Source organism: Pseudanabaena minima str. Chao 2107, from assembly GCF_051131155.1.
Lineage (GTDB): Bacteria > Cyanobacteriota > Cyanobacteriia > Pseudanabaenales > Pseudanabaenaceae > Pseudanabaena > Pseudanabaena minima.
Window position 1 is genome coordinate 2,568,916 of the sequence record NZ_CP159508.1, and the last position, 22,782, is coordinate 2,591,697.

The following is a 22,782-nucleotide window of genomic DNA, read 5'->3' on the forward strand; positions in this document are numbered from 1 at the left end:
TAACCAAGCCCCTACCCTTGCAAATATGTAGGGATTTGGTCTCCAAATCCTTTTTTAATATGACATAGCAACATTTGGTACAATTATCCGCGATCGCCGAGGGCAAAAACTATGTCACAGATTCCCTATGCTAAGTCTCCAGAAGAAGATGTAACTGGATTTAATATTTCTCCCGAGGCAGAACAAGCGCTCCAGCAATTGACCTCACAACTGGATCTTTATCAAAATGAACTAGTCAATTCTTTCAATATTTCACCTGAGATCGAAGATTCACTGCAAGAATTATCTTTGCTCTTGGATATTTATGATGGGACTTTCACCCTGTTACTGGCGCGTTGTAATTATGTCAATCTACGCGATCGCGCGATCGCTAGATTAGCAGAAATCTCATCAACATCAATGCGGCAAGTACGATTAGAACCTCAAACTAAATCAATCTATCATGCGATTCATTCGTCAACTCCTGCTACAAGAGATGGCAACTTACCTGCGGTAATGCTAACTGGGCTAGAAGCAACAGATAGCCCTGACATTTTGGTTAAGGGATTAAATCAAATCCGAGAGGAATTTCGCAAAAATTGTTTGTATCCCATCGTATTGTGGATCAATGACGATTTATTGAAGCGGATGATTAGAGTTGCTCCAGACTTTGAGAGTTGGACAACTACCATTGAATTTGCGATCGCCAGTGAAGATCTGATTGAATCACTAACATCGGGAACTGAAGCTTTATTTCACTTAGCACTAAGCGCTAATTTAATCGATCCTAGTCATAGTCTTGGGCGTATTTCCCATCTAGGCGGTATTTATCTTTCAGAACTAGATGTAGCCCTACGTGATTTACAAAGTCAAGGACAGCAAATCTCGCCATCTTTGCAAGCAGGTTTAGACTTCATTCGGGGCATGAATACGCGAGACTTTACCCAATCCTTGTCACATCTGCAAGCAAGTTACAATTATTGGGAATCAGTCAAAAATATAGAACGGCAAGGACTACTACTTTATCAAATTGGACGACGACGCTATCACCTCACCAAATTAGAAAAACATTCCCATGAGGAAAACTGGCAAGCTGTAGAACATCTATTTGCAAGAAGTTTAGCTTGCTTTCAATTAGCCAATCGTCCTGATTTAATGTCACAGTGCTACCTACAGTTGCAACGTACTTTACATCACTTGCAAGCATGGATAGAACTTAAAGATATCTCTCAAAAAGCGCTCCAGATTCATCAAACCCATGGAGATATCAGTAATTTGGCGGCTGACTACGGATTCCTAGCAGTAGTTGCCCTAGAAGATGGGGAATGGGAAACCGCTAAGGAATATGCCGAACAAGCGATCGCCCTTTTAGAAGATGCACCAACAACATCCCATTGGTTATACGGCTTGTATTTGTGTTATCTTGCCGAGGCACAAATTCAACTAGGCGATCAGGAACAAGCCCTAACCAATTTGATCGCTGCTAAAAGTAGAGATCATTGCGGACATCCGCGCATGTACATTCGGATTTTGAATCAATTACGCAATTTGTATTTTACTCAGGGACAATATTTAGAAGCGTTTCAAACTAAACAAGAACGTTTAGCGATCGAGCAGCGCTATGGATACCGTGCATTTATTGGCGCAGGACAATTACAATCCTGTTTGGAAGAGCATTCCAGCTTTTTGGACAAGGGCAATAAATACATCATCTCACCAGAAATCTATGCTTCAGGACGTAAGCGAGACCTCGACGAACTGACTAATCGCATTGGTGAACCCCGCTACAAAATGATTGTGCTGCATGGTAATTCTGGGGTTGGCAAAAGCTCTTTCATCAATGCAGGATTAATGCCAGCACTGCAACAGACTTCCTTTGGAGGACGCGATATAATTCCCATTTCAATTCGAGTTTATACAAGTTGGGAACAAGAACTAATTAATCTGTTAACAGAGTCGTTACAAGCACTCAAACTAACTTCAGCACCGCTACTTAGTTTGAGCTATAGCGAAGATTTGGCGAAAGATGTTCTATGCGATCGCTTGACGGAACAACTACGATGGAATGAAGCAAGAAACCTGCGTACAGTCCTAATTTTTGACCAGTTTGAAGAGTTTTTCTTTGTTCATCAACATAGTACTAGCGATCGCCTGCGGTTCTTTGAATTTATTGGAGGATTACTAAGCGATTTTCAATATTTATCATCAATTAAAGTGGTGCTATCGCTCCGTGAAGACTACATTCACTACCTCTTAGAAGTTAATCGCATTAAAGGCATGAGTGCAATCGACAATGACATTCTCAGCAAAAACGTCCTCTATCCCTTGGGTAATTTTTCTCCAGCCGCTGCCCATTCAACGATTGAGACTCTTACGGAGAGAGCACAATTCTATTTAGAAACTCAACTCATCGATATTTTAGTAGAAGACTTAAAGAATGAGCAGGACGAAATTCGTCCGATTGAGTTACAGATTGTGGGAGCACAATTACAACATGATCGGATTAGCACCATCCAGCAATATCAAAAGTTAGGTAATAATCCTAAAGAAACCCTTGTCCAGCGATATTTGGATAATGTAGTTTGTGACTGTGGAAGAGAGAATTATCGATTAACTAATTTACTTTTATACTTACTAACAGATGAGAAGGGAACTAGACCTCTCAAAACCTATGAAGATCTAGAAAGAGGACTCAATCATCTTGATAGTGAAGTTCGCAAGCAAAGCAAATTAGATGCAGAATGTAATCTTGCAATGGATCTAGAATCCCTAGAAAATGATGCAGATATCGCAATCACCAAAATCGAACTCGTCCTCCAGATCTTGATTGGCTCTGGATTAGTAGTATTAATTCCTGAAAATGCAACCAATCGTTGCCAATTAGTTCATGATTATTTAGCTGTAGTAATTCGCAAATCACAGGCTCCAGAAATCCAAAAGCTGCAAAAAGAGCTAGAAAAGACTCAAGGCGAACTCCGCCAAACCGTCCGTCAATTAGAGAGTTCCTTCAAAAATTCTCAAGCGATCGCTGATAGTTTGAGTCTCAATAGTCTACTTACTAATCATTTGGTCGATCTTGATGAGCTAGCTCAAGCTATGCAGATCGGCAAACAGTGGCTACCAGATATTGAATCAATATCTAGCGAAAATCGCTTACAGCTAACCAGTACAATTTATCGTGCCATCTATGAGATCAAAGAGAAAAATCGCATTCAAGCGCATCTAGAAGGTGTATGGAGTGCAGAATTTAGTCCCGATGGCTCACAAATCATAACTGGGGGCTTAGATAAAACAATTAAAATTTGGCAGATTGATGGACAAGAAGTTACCCAAATTGTTGGTCACACTGCCCCAGTGCGTAGTGCTTGTTTTAGCCCCGATGGACAGACGATTCTTTCTAGCAGTAGTGACAAAACGCTCGCTTTATGGAATCTTCAAGGCGATCGCTTACATACTTTTACAGGACATACCGCCGCAGTTTGGAGCGCACAATTTAGTCCCAATGGAGAAATGATCGTCTCAGGCAGTGGTGATCAGACGATTAAGCTTTGGCATCGTGATGGCACGGAAATATTGACCATTAGCGGACATCGTGGCGATGTGCGAACTGTCTTGTTTAGTCCTGACGGTAAATGGATCATTTCGGGTGGTGCGGACAAAAACATTATGATTTGGAGTCTAGATGGCACATTGATCTACACTCTTAAAGGTCATACCGCCGACATCCGCAGCATCAGCATCAGTCCCAGTGGTGAATTCATCGCTTCGGGTAGTGGTGATAATATTCTCAAGCTGTGGCAAATTGAGAATATCAATGGTGAAAAAGCGATCGTCGAAGCCTTTTCGATTTCAGCCCATTCAAGTGCTATTCGCAGTGTTTGCTTTAGCCCTGAAGAAACAATGTTAGCTACAGGTAGCGCTGACAAAAACATTAAAATTTGGGATCTGCATGGCAAAGAATTACAAATCTTTAAAGGTCATACCGATCCGATCCGTTCCGTCAGTTTTAGTCCTGATGGCAAGACCTTGCTCTCAGCTAGTCTGGATTGCACAGTGCGGCAATGGCATCTTGAACATAGGATGCAGCAACCATTATTTGGACATAGCGCAGCCGTAAGGAGTGTTGCCTTTAGTCCCGATGGTTTGCGACTTGCGTCAGGTAGCCTTGATGATCAAATTAAAATTTGGGATCTGCAAGGTAATGAACTCCAAACCATTGTTGGCGACAATGACATCCTCAGTCTCTGTTTTAGTCCCGATGGAAATAGTCTCCTAGTTGGTAGTGGTGACAGTGCTATTTCTCTATGGTCTATAAGTGGGAATAGTCATCAACTTTTGCAAACCTTCACAGGACATAGTACTGCTGTCTGGACGGTAGACTATAGTTCCGATGGTCAAAAAATCGTCTCTGGAAGTAGCGATAAATCTATTAAATTGTGGAGCATTGATGGTACTGAACTAGCCACCCTCAAAGGTCATAAGTCTACGGTGTGGACAGTGCGCTTTAGTCCCGATGGTCAAAAAATTATTTCTGGCAGTGGTGACGATACAGTTAAGCTATGGAGTGTTGATGGGAAAGAACTGAAAACCCTGAGTGGACATCGTGGTGCTGTTTGGAGTGTTTGCTTTAGTCCTGACGGTCAATATATTCTATCTGGTAGCGGCGACAGTACGCTCAAGCTCTGGAACCTTGAAGGCGCTTTATTGCGAACTTTTAGAGGTCATGATGCGGGGATCTGGACGGTAAGTTTTAGTCCTGATGGAAGGAGTATTATTTCGGGAAGTAGTGATAATACGATTAAGCTCTGGAGTATTGATGGGAAGGAGTTACAAACTCTCTCATGTCCAGATAGTACTCCAATCAGTCTCTGTTTCCGCCCCGATGGTCGCGGCTTTGCTTCTGGGCATGGCAGCAACACCATTGAGCTATGGAATCTCAATCTATCTGACCTAATTAATCAAGGTAATGCATGGCTAGATGACTATAGCGATCGCTGATTTTTTGCGCCTGTAAAACATTTTTTCACCATTTGAGTCGTGCTTCGCATGACTCAAATGGCTATATCTAATTCACGTTACTTTTACATTTAGGACTTATGCAAATAAACCAAGAACTCAAGTTCTTGGCTAAAAGCTCAAGTCCACTGAAGTGGACTACAGAATACTGTTAATTAACCCGTTGAAACGGGTTTGAGCTTTTAGCCCGCACTTGAGTGCAGGGCTACTGCGTGTGAGTCCTAACATTTTGCCTTGATCAAGCGATTAGCCAACAAGTGAGTGCTGCCGCGATCGCATCCGCCGCATCATCAGGACGCGGAATTGCATCAAGACTCAATTCGCGCTTAACAGCCTCTTGCACATCATTTTTATCCGCATTACCATGACCAGTGAGAGCTTGCTTGATCTGTGGGGGTGAGAACTCAATCGGTTCAATATTGTGTTGATTGAGAACTAATACGATTACACCTCTAGCCTGAGCCACATTTACCAAGTTTCCCATTCGATAAAAGAATAGCTTCTCCATTCCCACCACTTGCGGTTGGAACTGTTCAATCAGCGTATGCATATCTTCGTAAATAGTCTTGAGGCGATCGCCGATTGGTGTTTGCTTCGGGGTCACAATTGTGCCAAATTCCAATAGTTTTGGGGAGGCAGGTTTCTCAACCTCAATCAAGCCAAATCCGACAATTGCTAACCCTGGGTCAATGCCTAAAATTTTCATGCAAGCAATCCTAGCACTCAACTGTCTACCCAAACCAAAAGAGAATAGCAGTACAAAGCGCCGCTACTCTCTTTTGGTTTGGGTGCAAAGCGCTGTAATACCCATTCCCAAAAGTGTAGCAACACTTTTGGGAATTAAAAACCAAACCCAGTAAGGGTTTTAAAAACACAAAGTGGCGTAGCCACTTTGTGTTTTGATATAACATTGCTTTTGTAGAGATTTGGGTGAATTCAATGGCGATCGCATTACCGAAAAAAATCATACTGCTTGGCGCTGGGGAACTAGGTAAAGAGGTGGTGATTGCCGCGCAAAAACTCGGTAATACTGTAATTGCGGTTGATCGCTATGACAATGCCCCTGCGATGCAAGTTGCCGATCATCGCGAAGTGATCTCCATGTTAGATGGAGAAGCCCTCGAAGCCGTCGTCAAAAAATATCAACCCGATCTGATTGTGCCAGAAGTAGAAGCGATTCGTACTGAAAAACTGCTGGAACTAGAAGCGCAGGGTTACACCATCATTCCGACAGCCGCCGCTACTAACTTTACGATGAACCGCGATCGCATTCGCGATTTAGCCAGCCATGAATTGGGCTTACGCACCGCCAAATATGCCTATGCCACCAACCTCGACGAATTGAAAACCGTTGCTGCTGAAATTGGTTTCCCAAATGTAATTAAACCCGTGATGTCCTCCTCTGGTAAGGGGCAATCCGTTGTCAATTCTGCTGACGAACTGGAAACAGCATGGAATTATGCGATCGCGGGCGGACGGGGTGATACTGCCAAAATCATCATTGAAGAATTTATCAATTTTGAAGTCGAAATTACTCTGTTAACCATCCGTCAGTGGCAAGGAGAAACGCTATTTTGTGAAGCGATCGGACATCGTCAGGAAAGAGGAGACTATCAAGAATCATGGCAACCTGTTGGATTAACTACGGCACAAGTCAAAGATGCACAGGACATCGCCCGCAAAGTCACCGATAAACTCGGCGGCGCAGGCATTTTCGGCGTAGAATTTTTTATCACCAAAGATGAAGTAATTTTCTCGGAACTATCACCCCGTCCTCACGACACGGGCATGGTGACTCTCATCTCCCAAAACCTCAGCGAGTTTGAGATCCATTTACGCGCAATTTTAGGATTACCGATTCCTACGATTGAATTACTCAGTCCGTCCGCTAGTGCTGTCATTCTTGCTAGCGAAACCAGCGAAACTATTTCCTTTGCAGGCGTAGCGGAAGCCCTTGCGATTCCTAATACCGACCTGCGTTTATTTGGCAAACCCGATTCTCGTCCCTACCGTCGCATGGGTGTCGCTCTTGCTAAAGGCAAAGATGTCACCGAAGCCCGTCAAAGAGCCACTGAAGCCGCTGCCAAAGTCCAAATTATTTATTAGGTTATAGCGATCACCATAACCACAATTAAATTTTGAAGATACATGGAGTATCTAAAAACTTAACCTGAGATGGTTTTGATATATCTGCAAGGCTTTTAAGCTATAATGGCAGAGTGTTTTTGAGTCTTGGCTCAAAACACATCTTAAAACACTATCAAGAGCGCTAAAAAGTTTTTTGTAACTTTTTTTCATAGCCATCTTGCAAGCGAAATAATTTCTGGAGTTGTTTACCTTCATGCCTGAGATCGTTACAGAAACTTACAATGCCAATCAGATCCAAGTACTTGAGGGTCTAGAAGCAGTTCGTAAACGACCTGGGATGTACATTGGCACAACGGGTCCAAAAGGATTACATCACCTCGTTTTTGAGGTCGTTGACAACAGCGTAGACGAAGCACTGGCAGGACACTGTGATCGCATTTTAGTTGAGCTGCTACCCGACGGCTCTGTACAAGTCTCCGACAATGGGCGCGGCATTCCCATTGATATCCACCCCAAAACTGGTAAATCGGCTCTCGAAACTGTATTAACTGTTCTTCACGCTGGCGGTAAATTCGGCGATGGTGGTTACAAAGTATCAGGCGGTCTGCACGGCGTTGGTATTTCCGTAGTTAACGCCCTATCTGAATGGGTAGAAGTATCGGTATGGCGCTTGGATACAGTCTATACCCAAAGATATGAACGCGGCTTTCCTGTTAGCGATCTCATCCCTAGCAAGAGTAAGGAACCAAGGCGCGGTACACAGGTACGTTTCAAGCCTGATCCACAAATCTTTACCACCCAGACTGAATTTGATTACGACGTTCTCGCCAGCCGCCTCAAAGAACTTGCATATCTTAATGCTGGCGTAAAAATCGAATATTGCGATCGCCGTGGTGCAGAACTTCGCACCGATATCTATTGTTATGAAGGTGGTATTCGCGAATACGTCGCCTACATGACCCGTGACAAGGAACCAATTCACCCCGACATTATCTATGTAAATGGTGAACGCGATAATGTGGTGGTGGAAGTCGCTTTGCAATGGTGTATTGACTCCTACAACGATAATGTTCTCGGTTTTGCGAATAACATCCGCACCATTGATGGTGGGACACACCTTGAGGGTCTAAAAACGGTTTTGACCCGCACAATGAATGCTACAGCACGTAAGCTGAAAAAGCTCAAAGATGGCGACTCAAATCTGGCTGGGGAAAACGTCCGTGAAGGTTTAACGGCGGTGATTTCGGTCAAAGTTGGTGATCCAGAATTTGAAGGTCAAACTAAAACTAAACTAGGCAATACTGAAGTCAGAGGTATCGTTGATTCCTTCGTTGGTGAAGTTCTCAATGAATATCTTGAGTTTCATCCTGCGGTGGCAACTTCGATTATTGAGAAAGCACTACAAGCCTTTAATGCTGCAGAAGCCGCTCGTCGCGCCCGTGAGCTAGTCCGCCGTAAATCTGCCTTAGAGTCTTCGACCTTACCTGGAAAGCTTGCCGATTGTAGTTCTCGCGATCCCAAAGAATCCGAAATCTTCATCGTTGAGGGAGATTCCGCAGGCGGCTCAGCCAAACAGGGACGAGATCGCCACTATCAGGCAATTCTTCCATTGCGCGGTAAAGTTCTCAACATCGAGAGAGCCGATGACAGCAAGATTTATAAAAACAATGAAATTCAAGCTCTGATTACAGGTTGCGGGTTGGGAATTAAAGGCGAAGACTTTAATGAGTCCCAACTGCGCTACCACAAAATCATTCTCCTTGCTGATGCGGACGTTGATGGAGCACACATTCGGACTTTACTACTAACGTTCTTCTATCGCTATCAGAGAGAATTGCTTGATCGCGGATTTATTTATATTGGTTGCCCTCCACTATACAAAGTAGAGCGTGGTAAAAATGCTCAATATTGCTACACCGATAATGATTTACAAAAATTAATTGATTCCTTCCCTCCCAATGCGAACTATAACATTCAGCGCTTTAAAGGTTTGGGCGAAATGATGCCTCAACAGCTATGGGAAACGACGATGAACCCTGCCACGCGATCGCTTAAGCGTCTCACCATCGAAGATGCTGCCGAAGCCGATCGCATCTTCACAATTTTGATGGGCGATAAAGTTGCGCCGCGCCGCGAGTTTATTGAAACCTATGGTTCCAAATTAGGACTTGCGGATCTCGATATCTAAACAAAAAAGGCGGCGCACTACGCCGCCTTTTTTTATTTATTGACTGATGTTACGTGGATAGAATTCCTACAATCATCTAAGTCTAGGGCTGGCACAGGGGCACAGCCCCTACAAAAATCTAAATTAACGTCAGTTCGACGAAAGCGAAAAATGGTAAGAATCGCTAAGCGATTCTTACCATTTTTCGCCATTTGCGGCGTGCGAAGCACGCCGCAAATGGCGATATCGAACTCACGTTAAATTATTGGAGTAGGGGCAATCCCCCCGTGGTTGCCCTGTCGTGCTAGCAACAAGAGATTCATCATCTAAGTTCCACGTAACATCAGTTATTGACAAATTCCCTAAAAGTTTGTGTAGAATCTCGACGCTGATTTTGATATTTCTGTAATAACTGTTCGATTAGAGCAGGTACACTTTTAGCATCATATTCTGTATAGATTTCTCTACCAAAATTAGAATCACCATCACCTACATAAACTCTATAAGTCTCTGTATTAGTTCCGCCAATTCCAACCACAGCAATATCACTGGGATGATGCTGAGCGCAAGACTTTTCACAGCCAGAAAAATGTATATTAATTGGGTGATCGAGTTGGACGCAGTTTTCTAAATAAGCGGCTACTTGCTTAGCATCAGCTTGCGTATCTGTATGTGCTGATTTACAACCTTTATACCCAGAACAAGCGGCGATCGCGGCATAGGGATGATGAGCTGAAATAAACAGTCCTAAATTCAAGATCTCCTGCGTTACCTGCTCAAGAACAGCTTCCGCAATATCCGTAATCAGGAGATTTTGCCAAGGCGTTAACCGCAAAGCCCCACCACCATATTGTTTCGCAAGATTATTTAGACCAGTGAGTTGCTGCGAAGTTAACCTTCCCAATGGAACAACGACACCAATATAGAACAGTCCCGATTGCTTTTGAGGATGAATTCCCAAATGTTGAAAAGACTCTCTCTCTAAGTGGGAACTTATTGCTTCGTTTAGAGGTGTGATCCCCCTGCCTTCGGCATCCCCCTTAAAAAGGGGGACTTTATTTTTATTGTTTAAGTTGTCCAAAGCCCCCCTTTTTAAGGGGGGAAGGGGGGATCTTAGTTTCTCTTCAACTAGATCAAGATACTTTTCCACACCCCAATCATGCAGTAATTCTCGTAATCTAGGAGGACGCGATCGCGAATATATCTTCTGCTCTAGCTTTTGCTCTGTATATTGCCGATAAACTTCTGTTAGCGCCGCAAGAACTTCTAAGACTTGATTTTGAGGGATTAACACCCCGACTGGTGCTGGCGAATCCCCGCGATCGCCTAATCCTAAAAGCAAATCAAAATAAATCTCTTGATCAACTTCAACCGCTACCAAACAAATATCATTGGGGCGATCGCTAACTCTAATCGCTTCGCCACCATCAAAGCAAATACTAAATTTATTCGAGAGGATGGCTAATTCAGGATGTTGTAATAAATAGAAATTCCATGCTTTAACTAATGGAATTGTATTGATTGTGGCGTGAGCATCGATCCCCGCACTAGGACTAGCCATCATATTCCGCAAGCCATCAGTGCTTTCGTTACTAGAAGCAAGTCCATAATCTTGCAGATCTAGAAGTGCTTCCTCGGTTAGAGCCTGACTGGTGCGGATTTGCAGATTAGCGCGATTAGTAATTTGGATTTCACCATTACCAAATTTATTAACGACCTCTGTGAGAACTTCGCATTGCGTAGAAGTAATTAATCCCGCAGGTAAACGGATACGCGAAAGAATGCCATCTTGAGCGGTGGTGGCATTAAATAGACTGGGACAAATAGCTGTAGTAGATTGCAATTTTTATTTCAGAAAAAATGTAGAGGTATAAGATCTCCGACTTTTTCTACGTAAGCAAAGATAATCATTGCATACGTAGAAAAAGTCGGAGATCTGAGGATTGTTTAGTAATAAATTAGAGCCTTAAAGCTGCTTCAATTTGCGATCGCTCTAAAGCCTGACCGATAAATACCAAACGGGTTTGGCGAGTTTCATCACTAGCCCATAGACGATCATAGGAAGTCTCAAGGCGATCGCCTACGCCTTGTAACACCATTCGCATCGGCTTGTTTGGGACATTTACAAAGCCCTTAATGCGATAGATTTCCTGATCGGCGATCGCTTGTTTTAGCGATGTTAATAACTGAGTCGGATCAAAGGCGCGATCGGTCACGATATTAATCGAATTGATATCATCATCATGCTCATGTTCTTCTTCATGATCATGATGACTCGGACGCGCATCGAGATTATCCTCAACCGCCGCATTAAAGCCCAATAGAATCTCCGAACTAATTTTGCCTTCATCGCAAGCGATCACTTTAACGCCATCGCGCAATTCTTGCTTAAGCCATGAATGGACTCTGTTTTGAGCTTCAACATCCACTAAATCCGTTTTTGTCAATAAGACCAAATCCGCACAGGCTAACTGATCTTCAAACAATTCTTCAATGGGAGTTTCATGATCGAGATTAGGATCTTCTTGACGCTGAGCATTGAGCGCATCAAGATCGCCTACCAATTTGCCACTAGCCACTGCCTCGCAATCAACTACAGCAATCACACCGTCAACCGTCGCGCCATTGCGAATCTCTTGCCAACGGAAGGCTTGAATTAAGGGTTTAGGTAAGGCTAAACCAGAGGTTTCGATGAGAATGCAATCAATGCGATCGCGTCTTTTTAACAACTCTTGCATCGTTGGCAAAAATTCCTCTTGCACCGTGCAGCAAAGACAGCCATTGGTTAATTCCACAATATTGGGCGTAACCTCTGTGCCATCTTCATCGCAAACACGACAAGAACGCAGTAAGTCTCCATCAATGCCGATCTCACCAAATTCATTCACCAGTACGGCAATCCGCCGACCTTGGTTATTTTGTAACTGCTCCCGAATGAGCGTAGTTTTACCACTGCCCAAAAAGCCAGTAATAACAGTTACAGGTATTTTCGCTGCCATAATTTTCTCTAAAAAACTTTAAAAGCCCATATTGCTGATAACCGATGGCTGAGCGAAGTCGAAGCCATCGGTTATTGCTAGAAAAATCAAATTAGAGGCAATTCATGAATTGCCTCTAATTTGAAAAATGATTTAACCCTTTGGCACTGGGAGAATCAGAGAAGAAAGATTAGATGCGAAAAATGCTGCACCGAATCCACAAATTACTAAACCTGCTGACTTGAGGCTAGGCGATACTTGAGAAAAGTCACCCTTGAGGACTTTCTGACCAACAAAGAAAGCTACACTCGAAATCACTAATTGAATCGTGGTAAAGCCTACTAAATAAGCCACTAAAGCGGTAGTTTGTGCTCCGAAGATCGCTTCACCGTAGGCATAACCATGAAATAGTCCCGCTACTGCCGACAGAGCAACCATGACGAGCAAGTTAGGACTATTCTTCATTGCCATCAAAATCCCAAATAGCAAAATCGATGCTGAAACAATGAGTTCAACTACTGGCAGAGATACACCTAGCAAGTGAATTCCCGTGCCAAGCATTGCCGACAAAACAAAGGATAAAGGAATAAAAACACCTTGAGGCTTAAGCGCTGCAAACAAACCGACAGCAACAATAAAGGCAAGGTGATCAACACCAATCACTGGGTGTGCCAAGCCTGACATAAAGCCTTCAAAAAAATTGCTGGGCATTCCGCCACCCATGGCATGATGTGCTGATGCAGGGCTAGCAAATACTAAGAGACTAAAAGCAAAGGCGATCGCTAATGCTTTAGATTGAACTGAAGCGAAAATCTTAGATAAATTCATACTCTGTAACTCGCAGATATGGACAAATTAAACTAGCTCTAGCGGGCATCCTGACTTTGGGAATAGTAATATCGTTTTCCTTCGGAAAACGATATTACTGAGGTATCCTTTACAGTTGCGGTACAGCGTTGGACTTTCACCAAACTTTCCCCATTTGCATTTTGTATCTTTGAAAAGAATTTTGGGCTACGAAGCTTAGAATCGAGTCATAGAAACAATTACATCTGTTAACGGCTGTTCCCCGTTAAAACTAGAACAGTCTTTGACTTTACAATAATTTGACTGCCTTGCGAAAAAATACTTAATAGATTTATAAATTTTGTCGATGACCAGTGAAAAATGGCTAAAGATTATTGGTATAGGTGAGGATAGTTTAGAGGTATTAAGCTCAGCAGCCCGATCGCTAATTGATACTGCTGAAATTTTAGTGGGCGGTGATCGCCATTTAGCGGTGTTGCCAGAATTGCCAGAAGATCAGCGATCACGCATAGTTTGGGCATCGCCGATTGAGTCAACCATTCAGCAAATTATTAATTTGCGTGGTAAATCGGTATGTGTCCTAGCTAGTGGCGATCCCCTTTGGTTTGGGATTGGCACAACTTTATTAAAGAGAATTCCCATTGAAGAAATTGCAATTATTCCCTCACTTTCTACTTTTAGCTTGATTTGTGCGCGATTAGGATGGTCATTGAATGAAGTAGAAACCCTGAGCCTATGCGGTCGTCCAGCTTCACTTTTCCAGTCTTATATTTATCCAAATGCTAAACTGTTAATTCTGAGTTCGGGAAAAGAAACACCGCAGATTGTGGCAAAGATTTTGTGCGGTCGCAATTTTAGCAATAGCAAAATTACGGTCTTAGAACATCTCAACGGAAATAAAGAACGGATTATTTCTACTGTTGCCAATCAATTTCAAAGCTTTCCTGAATTTGCCGATCTCAATGCGATCGCTGTGGAATGTATTCCCAATCCTGAAGCGAAAATTCTATCGCGGATGGTAGGACTTCCCGATGATGCTTTTTGTCATGATGGACAATTAACTAAACGCGAGGTCAGAGCAATTACCCTATCTACCCTTGCACCCAATGCTGGCGAATTACTTTGGGATGTGGGTGCTGGTTGCGGTTCCATTGGCATTGAATGGATGCGAAGTCATCCTCGTTGTCAAGCGATCGCCATCGAAAAGTCCCGTACCCACTTCATCGCTGAAAATGCGATCGCTCTCGGTACTCCTAACCTCAAAATTATCGAAGGCAAAGCTCCCGAAGTTTTGCAGGGTTTACCCACCCCTGACGCGATCTTTATCGGTGGTGGTGCGACTGTTCCAGATTTATTCGAGACTTGCTGGCAAAATTTGCGATCGCATGGACGCTTAGTTGCTAACGTGGTTACCCTTGAGGGAGAACAAAAATTATTTCAATGGCAACAGAAATATGGCGGTACGCTTACGCAAATCTCGATTAGTCGTGCCGAGGCGATCGGTTCTTTTCTAGGCTGGAAACCGATGCGTCCTGTTACTCAATGGGAAATAATTAAGACCTGACCAAATTTTATAAAGAGTATTGAGGCGGCGCAAAACGCTGCCTTAATACTCTTTAGGTTGATAATTTTTTAGTCAAGCAAACCAATAAATTACTGAAAGTGTTACTTTGCAACACTTTCAGTAATTTATTGATTAGGGTTGGGAAGATTTACGGTGCGATCGCTGATAGGATAAAAAACACTAGTGTTATTGCCCTGTACAGCATGGATTTTCAGTCGGTTATTTTGGCGTTGCAAAAATATTGGAGCGATCGCGGATGTCTGATTGCTCAACCCTACGACACCGAGAAAGGTGCTGGCACAATGAGTCCACATACTTTCTTGAGAGCGATCGGTCCTGAGCCTTGGAGCGTCGCCTATGTCGAGCCATGCCGTCGTCCCACCGATGGGCGCTATGGACAAAATCCGAATCGCTTACAACATTACTATCAATTTCAGGTAATTCTCAAGCCATCACCCGATGATGTGCTGGATCTATATCTCAATAGCCTCAAACATTTGGGCATTGATCCCGCCGATCATGATGTACGTTTTGTTGAAGATGATTGGGAATCACCGACCCTCGGTGCGTGGGGTGTCGGTTGGGAAGTGTGGCTAGATGGAATGGAAGTCACCCAGTTTACTTATTTTCAGCAGGTTGGCGGCTTAGACTGTCGTCCCGTTTCTGCGGAAATCACCTATGGGCTAGAGCGTCTAGTTATGTACTTGCAAGGGGTGGACTCGGTATACGACATTGTGTGGCGATCGCATCCAACGCTAGGCGACATTAAGTATGGACAGGTGCATCACCAAGGTGAAGTCGAGCATAGCGGCTACAACTTCGGTAACTTTGGCGGCAAGCCACAGGATTCTGACTTACTGTTCCAATTGTTTTTGCAATACGAAAAGGAGGCAGGACATTTATTAGAATCTGAACTAGTTTTACCAGCCTTTGACTACGTGTTGAAATGTTCGCATTCCTTTAACTTGCTGGATGCGAGAGGTGTAATTTCGGTGACTGAGCGGGTGCGCTATATCGGACGTATTCGTAATTTAGCTCGCCAAGTTGCCAAACTTTATTACGCCCAAAGGGAAGCATTAGGATTTCCTTTAGGTGCTGAGTTAGCAGTCTCAACCTAACACCAAAGATAATAGCGCCGCTATTATCTTTGCTTTTTAATAAATAAAGTCAGCCATAGGCTGGCTTTTTTATTAAGTACTGCTATAGCAATTCAAACCCCAAATAAATGAAAGCGGAGCAAAGCTTCGCCTTCATTTATTTGGGGTTTATGTTTTTACGTTGCTGTAGCTGCTTTTGTTAAGGATTATTAACTAGTTTCTCATATCCACCTTGGATAAAGAACTGATCTCGTATTGTCATGGATTAAGACTTTAAAAATGATTTTTACAAATTTGTAGTTGTTCATAAAATTCATGTATAAACCTTTTCTTGACTACCTAGAACAGTCTCTATTTCAAAGGTTTGACTTGCAAAGCCGTTTGATACCAGCAGGTTTAGAGTCTTGTGTCAGCGATCGCGGTCGTAACCCTGCAACGATTCGCAGTTGGTGCTACCAATGTCCAGAACTTCGGAAAATTCGCTATACATACATTGATGCAGGTGCAAGCGCTCAAATTTTTAATAGTGTCATTTATCCTAGTCATAACTATGACTTGCCATTACTGGGGATTGATTTCTTGTCTTTTGGATCAGTCAAGAATTTGATTGTGATGGATTTTCAGCCATTATTTCAAGATCGGGGCTATTTAGAAAAATACATTTATCCGCTCAAAACTTTGCATGACAAGTATCCAGACTTAGCCCAAAATCTGGAAATGAAGTTTTACGATGCTAATCAATATTTCTCCAAATATTTATTGTTTGCAAAGACCGATCCTGAAACTGTGAGAACTAGAGTGCTGGAAGCATTCAAGGATTATTTGCATCTCTATTGGACAATGCTTGACGATGCGCAACCTCTAGTAGATCAGTCAGATATTCAGCGAATTGTTAAAGCCCAGAAAGACTATGACCAATACAGCGCCGATCGCGATCCTGCCTCTGGACTTTTCAGTAGTTACTTTGGTCATGAATGGTCTGAAAAGTTTTTGTATGAATTTTTGTTTGAAGATGCCAAGCCCCTAGCAGTGACCGCTTAAATGACTCTATATCAACCTTTTTTAGATCATGCGATCGCCTATTTAAAAGAGCGATTGCCAGATTTACATTCTTATCCAATCCCCGAAGGCTTCGAGTCGAAATCAGCGATCGTGGGCAAGGGCAGCCATCAGAACGAAGTTTTGACCACTAGTCATGGCTATCAGTCATCGAAGCTACGACAAATTCGGGCAGCTCATGTGCAGGGCGGAAGCTCACTTCAAGTTTTAAACTTTGTGATTTTTCCGCATTTGCAATATGACTTGCCATTTTTTGGGGGCGATCTGGTGACACTTCCTGGGGGGCATTTGATTGCACTGGATATGCAGCCATTATTTCGTGATGATCCTGACTATCAGGACAAATACACAAAGCCGATCCTACCGATCTTTGCGTCTTATCAAAAGCATCTAACTTGGGGTGGTGATTTCCCTGAAGAAGCAAGCCAATTTTTTTCCCCTGCGTTTCTCTGGACTCGCCCCAAAGAGGATGAAGTGGTGCAAACCCATGTATTTAATGCTTTCAAAGATTACCTTCAGGCTTATCTAGATTTTTGCGATCGCGCTGAGCCTGTAACAGATCCACAGAAGTTAGCCGAAATTAAAGAGGCTCAACTCAGATATTTACGATATCGAGCAGAAAAAGATCCTGCTAGGGGCATGTTTAATCGTTTCTATGGATCTGAGTGGACAGAAGAGTATATTCATGGATTTTTGTTTGACCTAGAGCGCAAATTGGAACAAGTCTAGTCTGTATTGATGCTGACGAGCAGTTGCAAAGATTCCAATTGAGACAGGGAACTCCCTATAAGCACTATAAAATTACCGATGAAAATTTTTGCAATCTGACAGAATGGAATGACGATGAACTAGCTGCTAACGAGATGATCGAACGCACGGGAACTGAGTTTGAACCTTGGTACATAATTGAAGCAAATGATAAGAAATTTGCACGGATTAAGGTAGTTAAGACACTTTGCGATCGCCTGAAAAAGGCTCTCTAAGTTTAAGAGAGCTATACTTAACTTGAGTTCGGTATAAACTACAGAATTTTAAAAACCAAGACATAAAAAGCCTCGCTTCGCGAGGCTTTTTATGTCTTTTGATCGAAAATCTGCTCTTGCGCCTACTCCATGCAGATCCAGCAATTGTTTCTGAAAATACAGCAAATTTTAAAACAAGAACGAAAAAGGTGACTCTGTCATAGCTAGAAACGCCTTTTTACGTGGGATCAATGGCAATAAGTAGCCTAAAAAAAGGGATCTCGAAACAAGCCGTTATAAATTGTGACAATCTGTAATAAAAAATGATCCAACGACATAGTATAAACAAATAGGTTAGAAATTAAACCAATGAAATACATGAACAGCAGTCATTTGCCTATCATTTATATTTCTAGGTTCAATAAACTAGCTATTTATAAAAATAAAGTTTTTCTAAATTTCTCGAAAGAGAAAATCAGAAACAATTAAGATAGCTGCTAACAATTAAAGAACTGCAATAGTTTAGTTTCAGATTGTTAACTGTCTAAAAAATAAAAGATAATTACTCAATAACTGGAGATAACAGTATTATGTACGACGCATTTGCAAAGGTAGTATCCCAAGCTGATTCCAGAGGCGCTTATATCAGTGCTTCTCAAATTGATGCTCTTAACGCAATGGTTGCTGATGGCAGCAAGCGTTTGGACGCTGTAAACCGCATCACCAGCAACTCTTCTGCAATCGTAGCTAATGCTGCTCGTGCTTTGTTCGCTGAACAACCTGCTTTGATCGCTCCTGGTGGAAATGCATACACCAGCCGTCGTATGGCAGCTTGCTTGCGCGACATGGAAATCGTTTTGCGCTATGTTACCTACGCTATCTACTCTGGCGATGCAAGCATCTTGGAAGATCGTTGCCTCAATGGTTTGAGAGAAACCTATTTGGCTCTCGGTACTCCTGGTTCTTCCGTTGCTGTAGGTATCGGCAAGATGAAGGATGCAGCAATCGCAATTGCTAACGATCCTAACGGCGTAACCCGTGGCGATTGTTCCGCTCTTATGAGTGAAATCGGTAGCTACTTCGACAAGGCTGCTGCTGCTGTTGCTTAGTTTTTAGTTGCTTAGTCTAGACCTTGTATAGGCTGGACTAAAGACTGAATAATTTAATTTTTTGATTTCATTCCATTGGTTCTGACTGAATTAATGAATCTTTCATCAGATCGCATTTACCTTAACAAGATTATTTTGGAGAACATCTCACAATGAAAACCCCTTTAACCGAAGCAGTATCCGCCGCCGATTCTCAAGGTCGTTTCCTCAGCTCTACCGAAGTTCAAGTTGCTTTTGGTCGTTTCCGTCAAGCTACCTCTGGTCTAGCTGCTGCTAAGGCTTTGAGCGAAAAGGCTGATTCTTTGGCTTCTGGCGCAGCTAACGCTGTATACAGCAAGTTCCCTTACACCACCTCCATGACTGGTGCTAACTACGCTTCTACCCAAACTGGTAAAGACAAGTGTGTACGTGACATCGGCTACTACATCCGTATGGTTACATACTGCTGTGTAGTTGGTGGTACAGGTCCAATGGATGATTACTTGGTTGCTGGTATTGCTGAAATCAACCGCACCTTTGATCTTTCTCCTAGCTGGTACGTTGAAGCTCTTAAGTATGTTAAGGCTAACCATGGTTTGTCTGGAGACTCTGCTGTTGAAGCAAACTCCTACATCGACTATGCAATCAATGCACTTAGCTAATTTTTTCTAAGAAACAAAAAGCACCCCAATGGGGTGCTTTTTGTTTTCAAGCCAAGCATAAAAGGCGGCGTAAAGCGCTGCCTTTTATGCTTATGTAGTACAAGGTCACATTAAAATTATGAACGAAGAAACTGGTATTCCCGACGATAATTTATTAACCATTGAACAGGCGATCGCGAATCTTCAAAGTGAAGACTTAGGATTACGAGTTTATGCGGCTTGGTGGTTGGGGCGGTTTCGGGTGAATGTACCAGAAGCGATCGATCTTTTAATTGCAGCTTTAGCTGACGAAGCCGATCGCACTGAAGCTGGTGGCTATCCATTACGACGCAATGCAGCGAGAGCGTTAGGGAAATTAGGAGATCGTCGTGCTGTACCTGCATTAATCAAATCTTTGGAATGCGAAGACTTTTATGTACGTGAAGCTGTAGCTCAATCGTTAGAAATGTTGGGTGATGATTCCTGCATACCTTACCTAATTGAGTTAATCAAAAATCCTAACTCTGAAGCTAGTGCCGACTCAGAACCAGAACATCCTTACGATGCATTTCTCGAAGCATTGGGAACTTTAAGGGCAGTCAAAGCGATTCCGCACATTTTGCCATTTTTAGATCATCCGATTCCTAAAGTACAATATGCTGCGGCTAGAGCGATGTATCAGCTTTCGGAGCCTGCGGTTGCCGATCAATATGGCGATCGCTTAGTTGCGGCTCTTGCTAATGATGACTTGCAACTACGGCGTACAGTTCTTTCGGACTTGGGGGCGATCGGTTATTTATCAGCAGCAGAAGCGATCGGTAATACGATGGCAGAAAATAGTCTTAAGTTAATTTCTCTTAAAGGTTTGTTAGAAAAACAAATAGTTCTGGCGACTCCACCCGATTTGACGGATGGAGCAATTAGAGTGATGGCATTGATGGATGAGTTGTTATAAATAAAAGGGTCGCCATGCGACCCTTTTATTTATTTATTTTTATTTATTTTTACAGCGCTTTGTGTTCAAGCCCGAACCAAGAATAAATTTGAAAGCGTTGCTTCGCAACGCTTTCAAATTTATTCTTGGTTCGTTTGATTGGCAATAGCTGTATGATGCAATTAGAGTTTTGGTACTGATGGATGATTTATTGTAGAGTAGAGGAGCGCAAAGAGCTTCTCTAACCTATCTATATGACTGATCGCCTTTCCCAACTTATCCAAGCTGTAGAAGAAGCAGATTCTTCCAAACTATTGCTCGAAGCAGTACAAAATCTGGCGGCAGCTCGTTTAGAAGGTGCTATTCCCATATTGATTGAGGCGCTAAGTTATAACAATCCAGGAGCCGCAGTTGCATCTGTAGACGGATTAATTTTACTGGGAAGTGCGGCTGTACCGCCTTTGCTCGAACTCCTAGATATGCATAATTACACAGCACGCGCATGGGCTATTCGAGCTTTAGCAGGGATTGGAGATCCAAGGGGGCTGGTAACTTTGCTTGGAGTGGCAACTGCGGACTTTGCGATGAGTGTACGTCGCGCCGCCGTTAAGGGTTTAGGTACAATGAAATGGCATTGGTTTCCTGATGAGCTAAGGGAGATCGCTCAAGAAGAAGCCTTGGATGCCTTATTATTTGTAGCGCAACAGGATGAAGAATGGGTGGTGCGCTATGCATCAGTGGTGGGCTTGCAATCCTTGGCGATCGCGATTGCTGATGCCCATCCTATTTGGCTAGCGGAAATTCAAACGCAATTCAATTTGATGTCTTGCAATGATGAGGTTCTCGCCATTCGGGGGCGGGTTTGGCTAGCGCAACAAAAGCTTCAGCAAAAAATTCAACAACTTAAATCTGATAGTTTTCATAAGTCCATAGAAATAAAAGAGACTGAAGAGAAAAAATCGCCACTTACTTCTAATGATTGGCAAGATATTCTCAATCAACTTTATGAAATTAAGCGACAAGAGCGCATTAATTCTGGCAGCGAAGGTGATCCACGTCGGTTTCAGCAATTAGCAGCAGCAATCACCGAGACAAATAATTAATAGCAAAACAGAAAATGGCTACGCCATTTTCTGTTTTGCTATTACGACAGTAATCCTCAAGGAATTTCCTCACGTTTTTCTCTAAAACCCAGCTCCATTAAGGCTTTACGGATTTTTGCTTTAGAAGGCTGAACCTTGGGCATGGCTAAATTAAGCTCTCTCGCCGTTTCTAGCATTTGCCTAATCAAAATATCCAGCAAGTTATCATCCACATCTTCAGGAACCTGCTCAATCCTGCCTTGATAAGCCAAGGTATACAGCTCTAAATGATGCTTGCCCATGATTTTGGCTAGTTTTCGCAATGTTTCAGGCGTAGGACAAGTTCCTTTAAAGCAAGCACCACGTAGTCTTGGTTGTGGCACACCAGCCAACTCGGCAAGATGGTTCATACTAATGTCTTGTTCTTCTAGATATTGAAGAACGTATAGCCCTAGCGGTGAGCAATCTTCGTTTTTGACTTGTAACCTTGGTGGCATTTTTTAATATCAACAATTTTTGTTAGATTTTTGAGAAAGGAAATTAATCTAACATCACTGAATGATTTTATACCAATTATAGCGATCACCTTTACTGGAAGAGTAAACAAGAGGCTAAAGCTCTTTATTTATAGCAGTGCAAACATAAACTCAAAAGATAAGTGGCGGCGCAAAGCGCCGCCACTTATCTTTTGAGTTTATGTAAAAAAATATTTTTGTTAAAATATTGCTATATAGTGATATAGTCAATTAAAGAATTCGACTTATAATTACTATGACTGCACAATCAAATCTATCTCAACTAACGGAAATTGGGGCACTAGAACTCAACCAGAAGCTAAATTTACAGCAAGTCATTTTACTAGATGTCCGCGAATCCAGTGAGTACGCAGGGGAGCATATTACAGGTTCCATTTCCCTTCCCCTGTCAACTTTTGAGGCAGATCAAGTCGCACAATTTGGAGATCAGCCTCTAGTTCTCTGTTGTCAGTCAGGAATGCGTTCCTCTAAGGCTTCTCAAAAACTACTAAATTATGGATTTCATAATATTTCCCAACTCAAAGGGGGGCTAGCAAGTTGGAAAGCTGCGGGACTCAAGACAAATAAATCCCCAAATGCCCCGATTAGTCTATTTCGCCAAGTGCAGATTGTAGCAGGTTTTCTAGTAGTGATCGGAACTGGATTAGGCGCATTTGTATCTCCTTGGTTCCTACTATTGAGTGGATTTGTCGGCTGTGGTTTAGTCTTCGCAGGGGTTAGCAATACCTGTGCGATGGGTCAGCTCTTAGCAAAACTTCCTTATAACCGTTAGGACGGGTGGGAA

General features: G+C 42.7%; 18 protein-coding genes and 1 riboswitch. Of the genes, 13 read left to right on the forward strand and 5 right to left on the reverse strand.

Features of this window, described 5'->3' with window-relative positions; genetic code table 11:
* The first annotated feature begins 111 nt into the window (after positions 1-111).
* Positions 112-4,977, forward strand: a complete 4,866-nt coding sequence (locus ABM313_RS11655) for an nSTAND1 domain-containing NTPase (RefSeq protein ID WP_434688169.1) — start codon at positions 112-114, stop codon at positions 4,975-4,977.
* 256 nt (positions 4,978-5,233) lie between these two features.
* On the opposite strand, the gene ruvC is transcribed toward ABM313_RS11655, so the two are convergent.
* A complete protein-coding gene (gene ruvC, locus ABM313_RS11660; RefSeq protein WP_094529838.1) occupies positions 5,234-5,701 on the reverse strand; it encodes a crossover junction endodeoxyribonuclease RuvC in 468 nt (155 codons plus the stop codon).
* 233 nt (positions 5,702-5,934) lie between these two features.
* Between ruvC and purT the strand changes: the two genes are divergently transcribed.
* Together purT and gyrB are read left to right on the forward strand one after the other, a co-directional pair.
* Entirely contained in the window at positions 5,935-7,101 is a 1,167-nt protein-coding gene (gene purT, locus ABM313_RS11665; protein ID WP_434688171.1) for a formate-dependent phosphoribosylglycinamide formyltransferase, read from the forward strand.
* A gap of 235 nt (positions 7,102-7,336) precedes the next feature.
* Positions 7,337-9,271: a DNA topoisomerase (ATP-hydrolyzing) subunit B gene (gyrB, locus tag ABM313_RS11670; protein ID WP_434688172.1), complete on the forward strand. Its 1,935-nt coding sequence runs from the start codon at positions 7,337-7,339 to the stop codon at positions 9,269-9,271.
* Positions 9,272-9,593: 322 nt separating this feature from the next.
* On the opposite strand, the gene cobG is transcribed toward gyrB, so the two are convergent.
* The 3 genes from cobG to ABM313_RS11685 all read right to left on the reverse strand — a co-directional run bounded on the left by cobG (position 9,594) and on the right by ABM313_RS11685 (position 13,056).
* Positions 9,594-11,093, reverse strand: a complete 1,500-nt coding sequence (gene cobG, locus ABM313_RS11675) for a precorrin-3B synthase (protein ID WP_434688174.1) — start codon at positions 11,091-11,093, stop codon at positions 9,594-9,596.
* 115 nt (positions 11,094-11,208) lie between these two features.
* Entirely contained in the window at positions 11,209-12,249 is a 1,041-nt protein-coding gene (gene cobW, locus ABM313_RS11680) for a cobalamin biosynthesis protein CobW (protein ID WP_434688175.1), read from the reverse strand.
* A gap of 132 nt (positions 12,250-12,381) precedes the next feature.
* The gene (locus ABM313_RS11685) at positions 12,382-13,056 is read right to left on the reverse strand and encodes a HupE/UreJ family protein (protein WP_434688177.1); all 675 of its coding nucleotides are present in this window, start codon (positions 13,054-13,056) and stop codon (positions 12,382-12,384) included.
* Between the two features lie 23 nt (positions 13,057-13,079).
* A riboswitch (cobalamin riboswitch) is annotated at positions 13,080-13,271 on the reverse strand.
* A 110-nt stretch (positions 13,272-13,381) separates the two neighbouring features.
* On the opposite strand from ABM313_RS11685, the gene cbiE reads away from it, so the two are divergent.
* The 9 genes from cbiE to ABM313_RS11730 all read left to right on the forward strand — a co-directional run bounded on the left by cbiE (position 13,382) and on the right by ABM313_RS11730 (position 21,483).
* A complete protein-coding gene (gene cbiE / locus ABM313_RS11690) occupies positions 13,382-14,599 on the forward strand; it encodes a precorrin-6y C5,15-methyltransferase (decarboxylating) subunit CbiE (protein WP_434688179.1) in 1,218 nt (405 codons plus the stop codon).
* A 203-nt stretch (positions 14,600-14,802) separates the two neighbouring features.
* Entirely contained in the window at positions 14,803-15,717 is a 915-nt protein-coding gene (gene glyQ, locus ABM313_RS11695; RefSeq protein WP_434688446.1) for a glycine--tRNA ligase subunit alpha, read from the forward strand.
* 294 nt (positions 15,718-16,011) lie between these two features.
* Positions 16,012-16,737 carry a 15,16-dihydrobiliverdin:ferredoxin oxidoreductase gene (locus tag ABM313_RS11700; RefSeq protein WP_434688180.1) on the forward strand — a complete coding sequence of 242 codons (726 nt, stop codon included), beginning with the start codon at positions 16,012-16,014 and terminating at the stop codon, positions 16,735-16,737.
* Complete coding sequence (locus ABM313_RS11705; protein WP_434688181.1) at positions 16,738-17,484, forward strand: phycoerythrobilin:ferredoxin oxidoreductase; 747 nt, start codon at positions 16,738-16,740, stop codon at positions 17,482-17,484.
* Between the two features lie 5 nt (positions 17,485-17,489).
* On the forward strand, positions 17,490-17,738 hold the full coding sequence (locus ABM313_RS11710) for a hypothetical protein (protein WP_434688447.1): 249 nt from the start codon (positions 17,490-17,492) through the stop codon (positions 17,736-17,738).
* Positions 17,739-18,307: 569 nt separating this feature from the next.
* The gene (locus ABM313_RS11715; protein WP_190576734.1) at positions 18,308-18,826 is read left to right on the forward strand and encodes a phycocyanin subunit beta; all 519 of its coding nucleotides are present in this window, start codon (positions 18,308-18,310) and stop codon (positions 18,824-18,826) included.
* A gap of 152 nt (positions 18,827-18,978) precedes the next feature.
* Positions 18,979-19,467: a phycocyanin subunit alpha gene (cpcA, locus tag ABM313_RS11720; RefSeq protein WP_281008231.1), complete on the forward strand. Its 489-nt coding sequence runs from the start codon at positions 18,979-18,981 to the stop codon at positions 19,465-19,467.
* A gap of 118 nt (positions 19,468-19,585) precedes the next feature.
* The gene (locus tag ABM313_RS11725; protein ID WP_434688182.1) at positions 19,586-20,401 is read left to right on the forward strand and encodes a HEAT repeat domain-containing protein; all 816 of its coding nucleotides are present in this window, start codon (positions 19,586-19,588) and stop codon (positions 20,399-20,401) included.
* Positions 20,402-20,634: 233 nt separating this feature from the next.
* Positions 20,635-21,483, forward strand: a complete 849-nt coding sequence (locus ABM313_RS11730; RefSeq protein WP_434688183.1) for a HEAT repeat domain-containing protein — start codon at positions 20,635-20,637, stop codon at positions 21,481-21,483.
* Positions 21,484-21,539: 56 nt separating this feature from the next.
* Here the strand turns inward: ABM313_RS11730 and ABM313_RS11735 are convergent, their stop codons facing one another.
* Entirely contained in the window at positions 21,540-21,959 is a 420-nt protein-coding gene (locus tag ABM313_RS11735; protein WP_281008228.1) for a helix-turn-helix domain-containing protein, read from the reverse strand.
* A 274-nt stretch (positions 21,960-22,233) separates the two neighbouring features.
* Here ABM313_RS11735 and ABM313_RS11740 point away from each other — a divergent pair, with 274 nt between their 5' ends.
* Positions 22,234-22,770 carry a rhodanese-like domain-containing protein gene (locus tag ABM313_RS11740; protein WP_434688185.1) on the forward strand — a complete coding sequence of 179 codons (537 nt, stop codon included), beginning with the start codon at positions 22,234-22,236 and terminating at the stop codon, positions 22,768-22,770.
* The last annotated feature ends 12 nt before the right edge of the window (positions 22,771-22,782 follow it).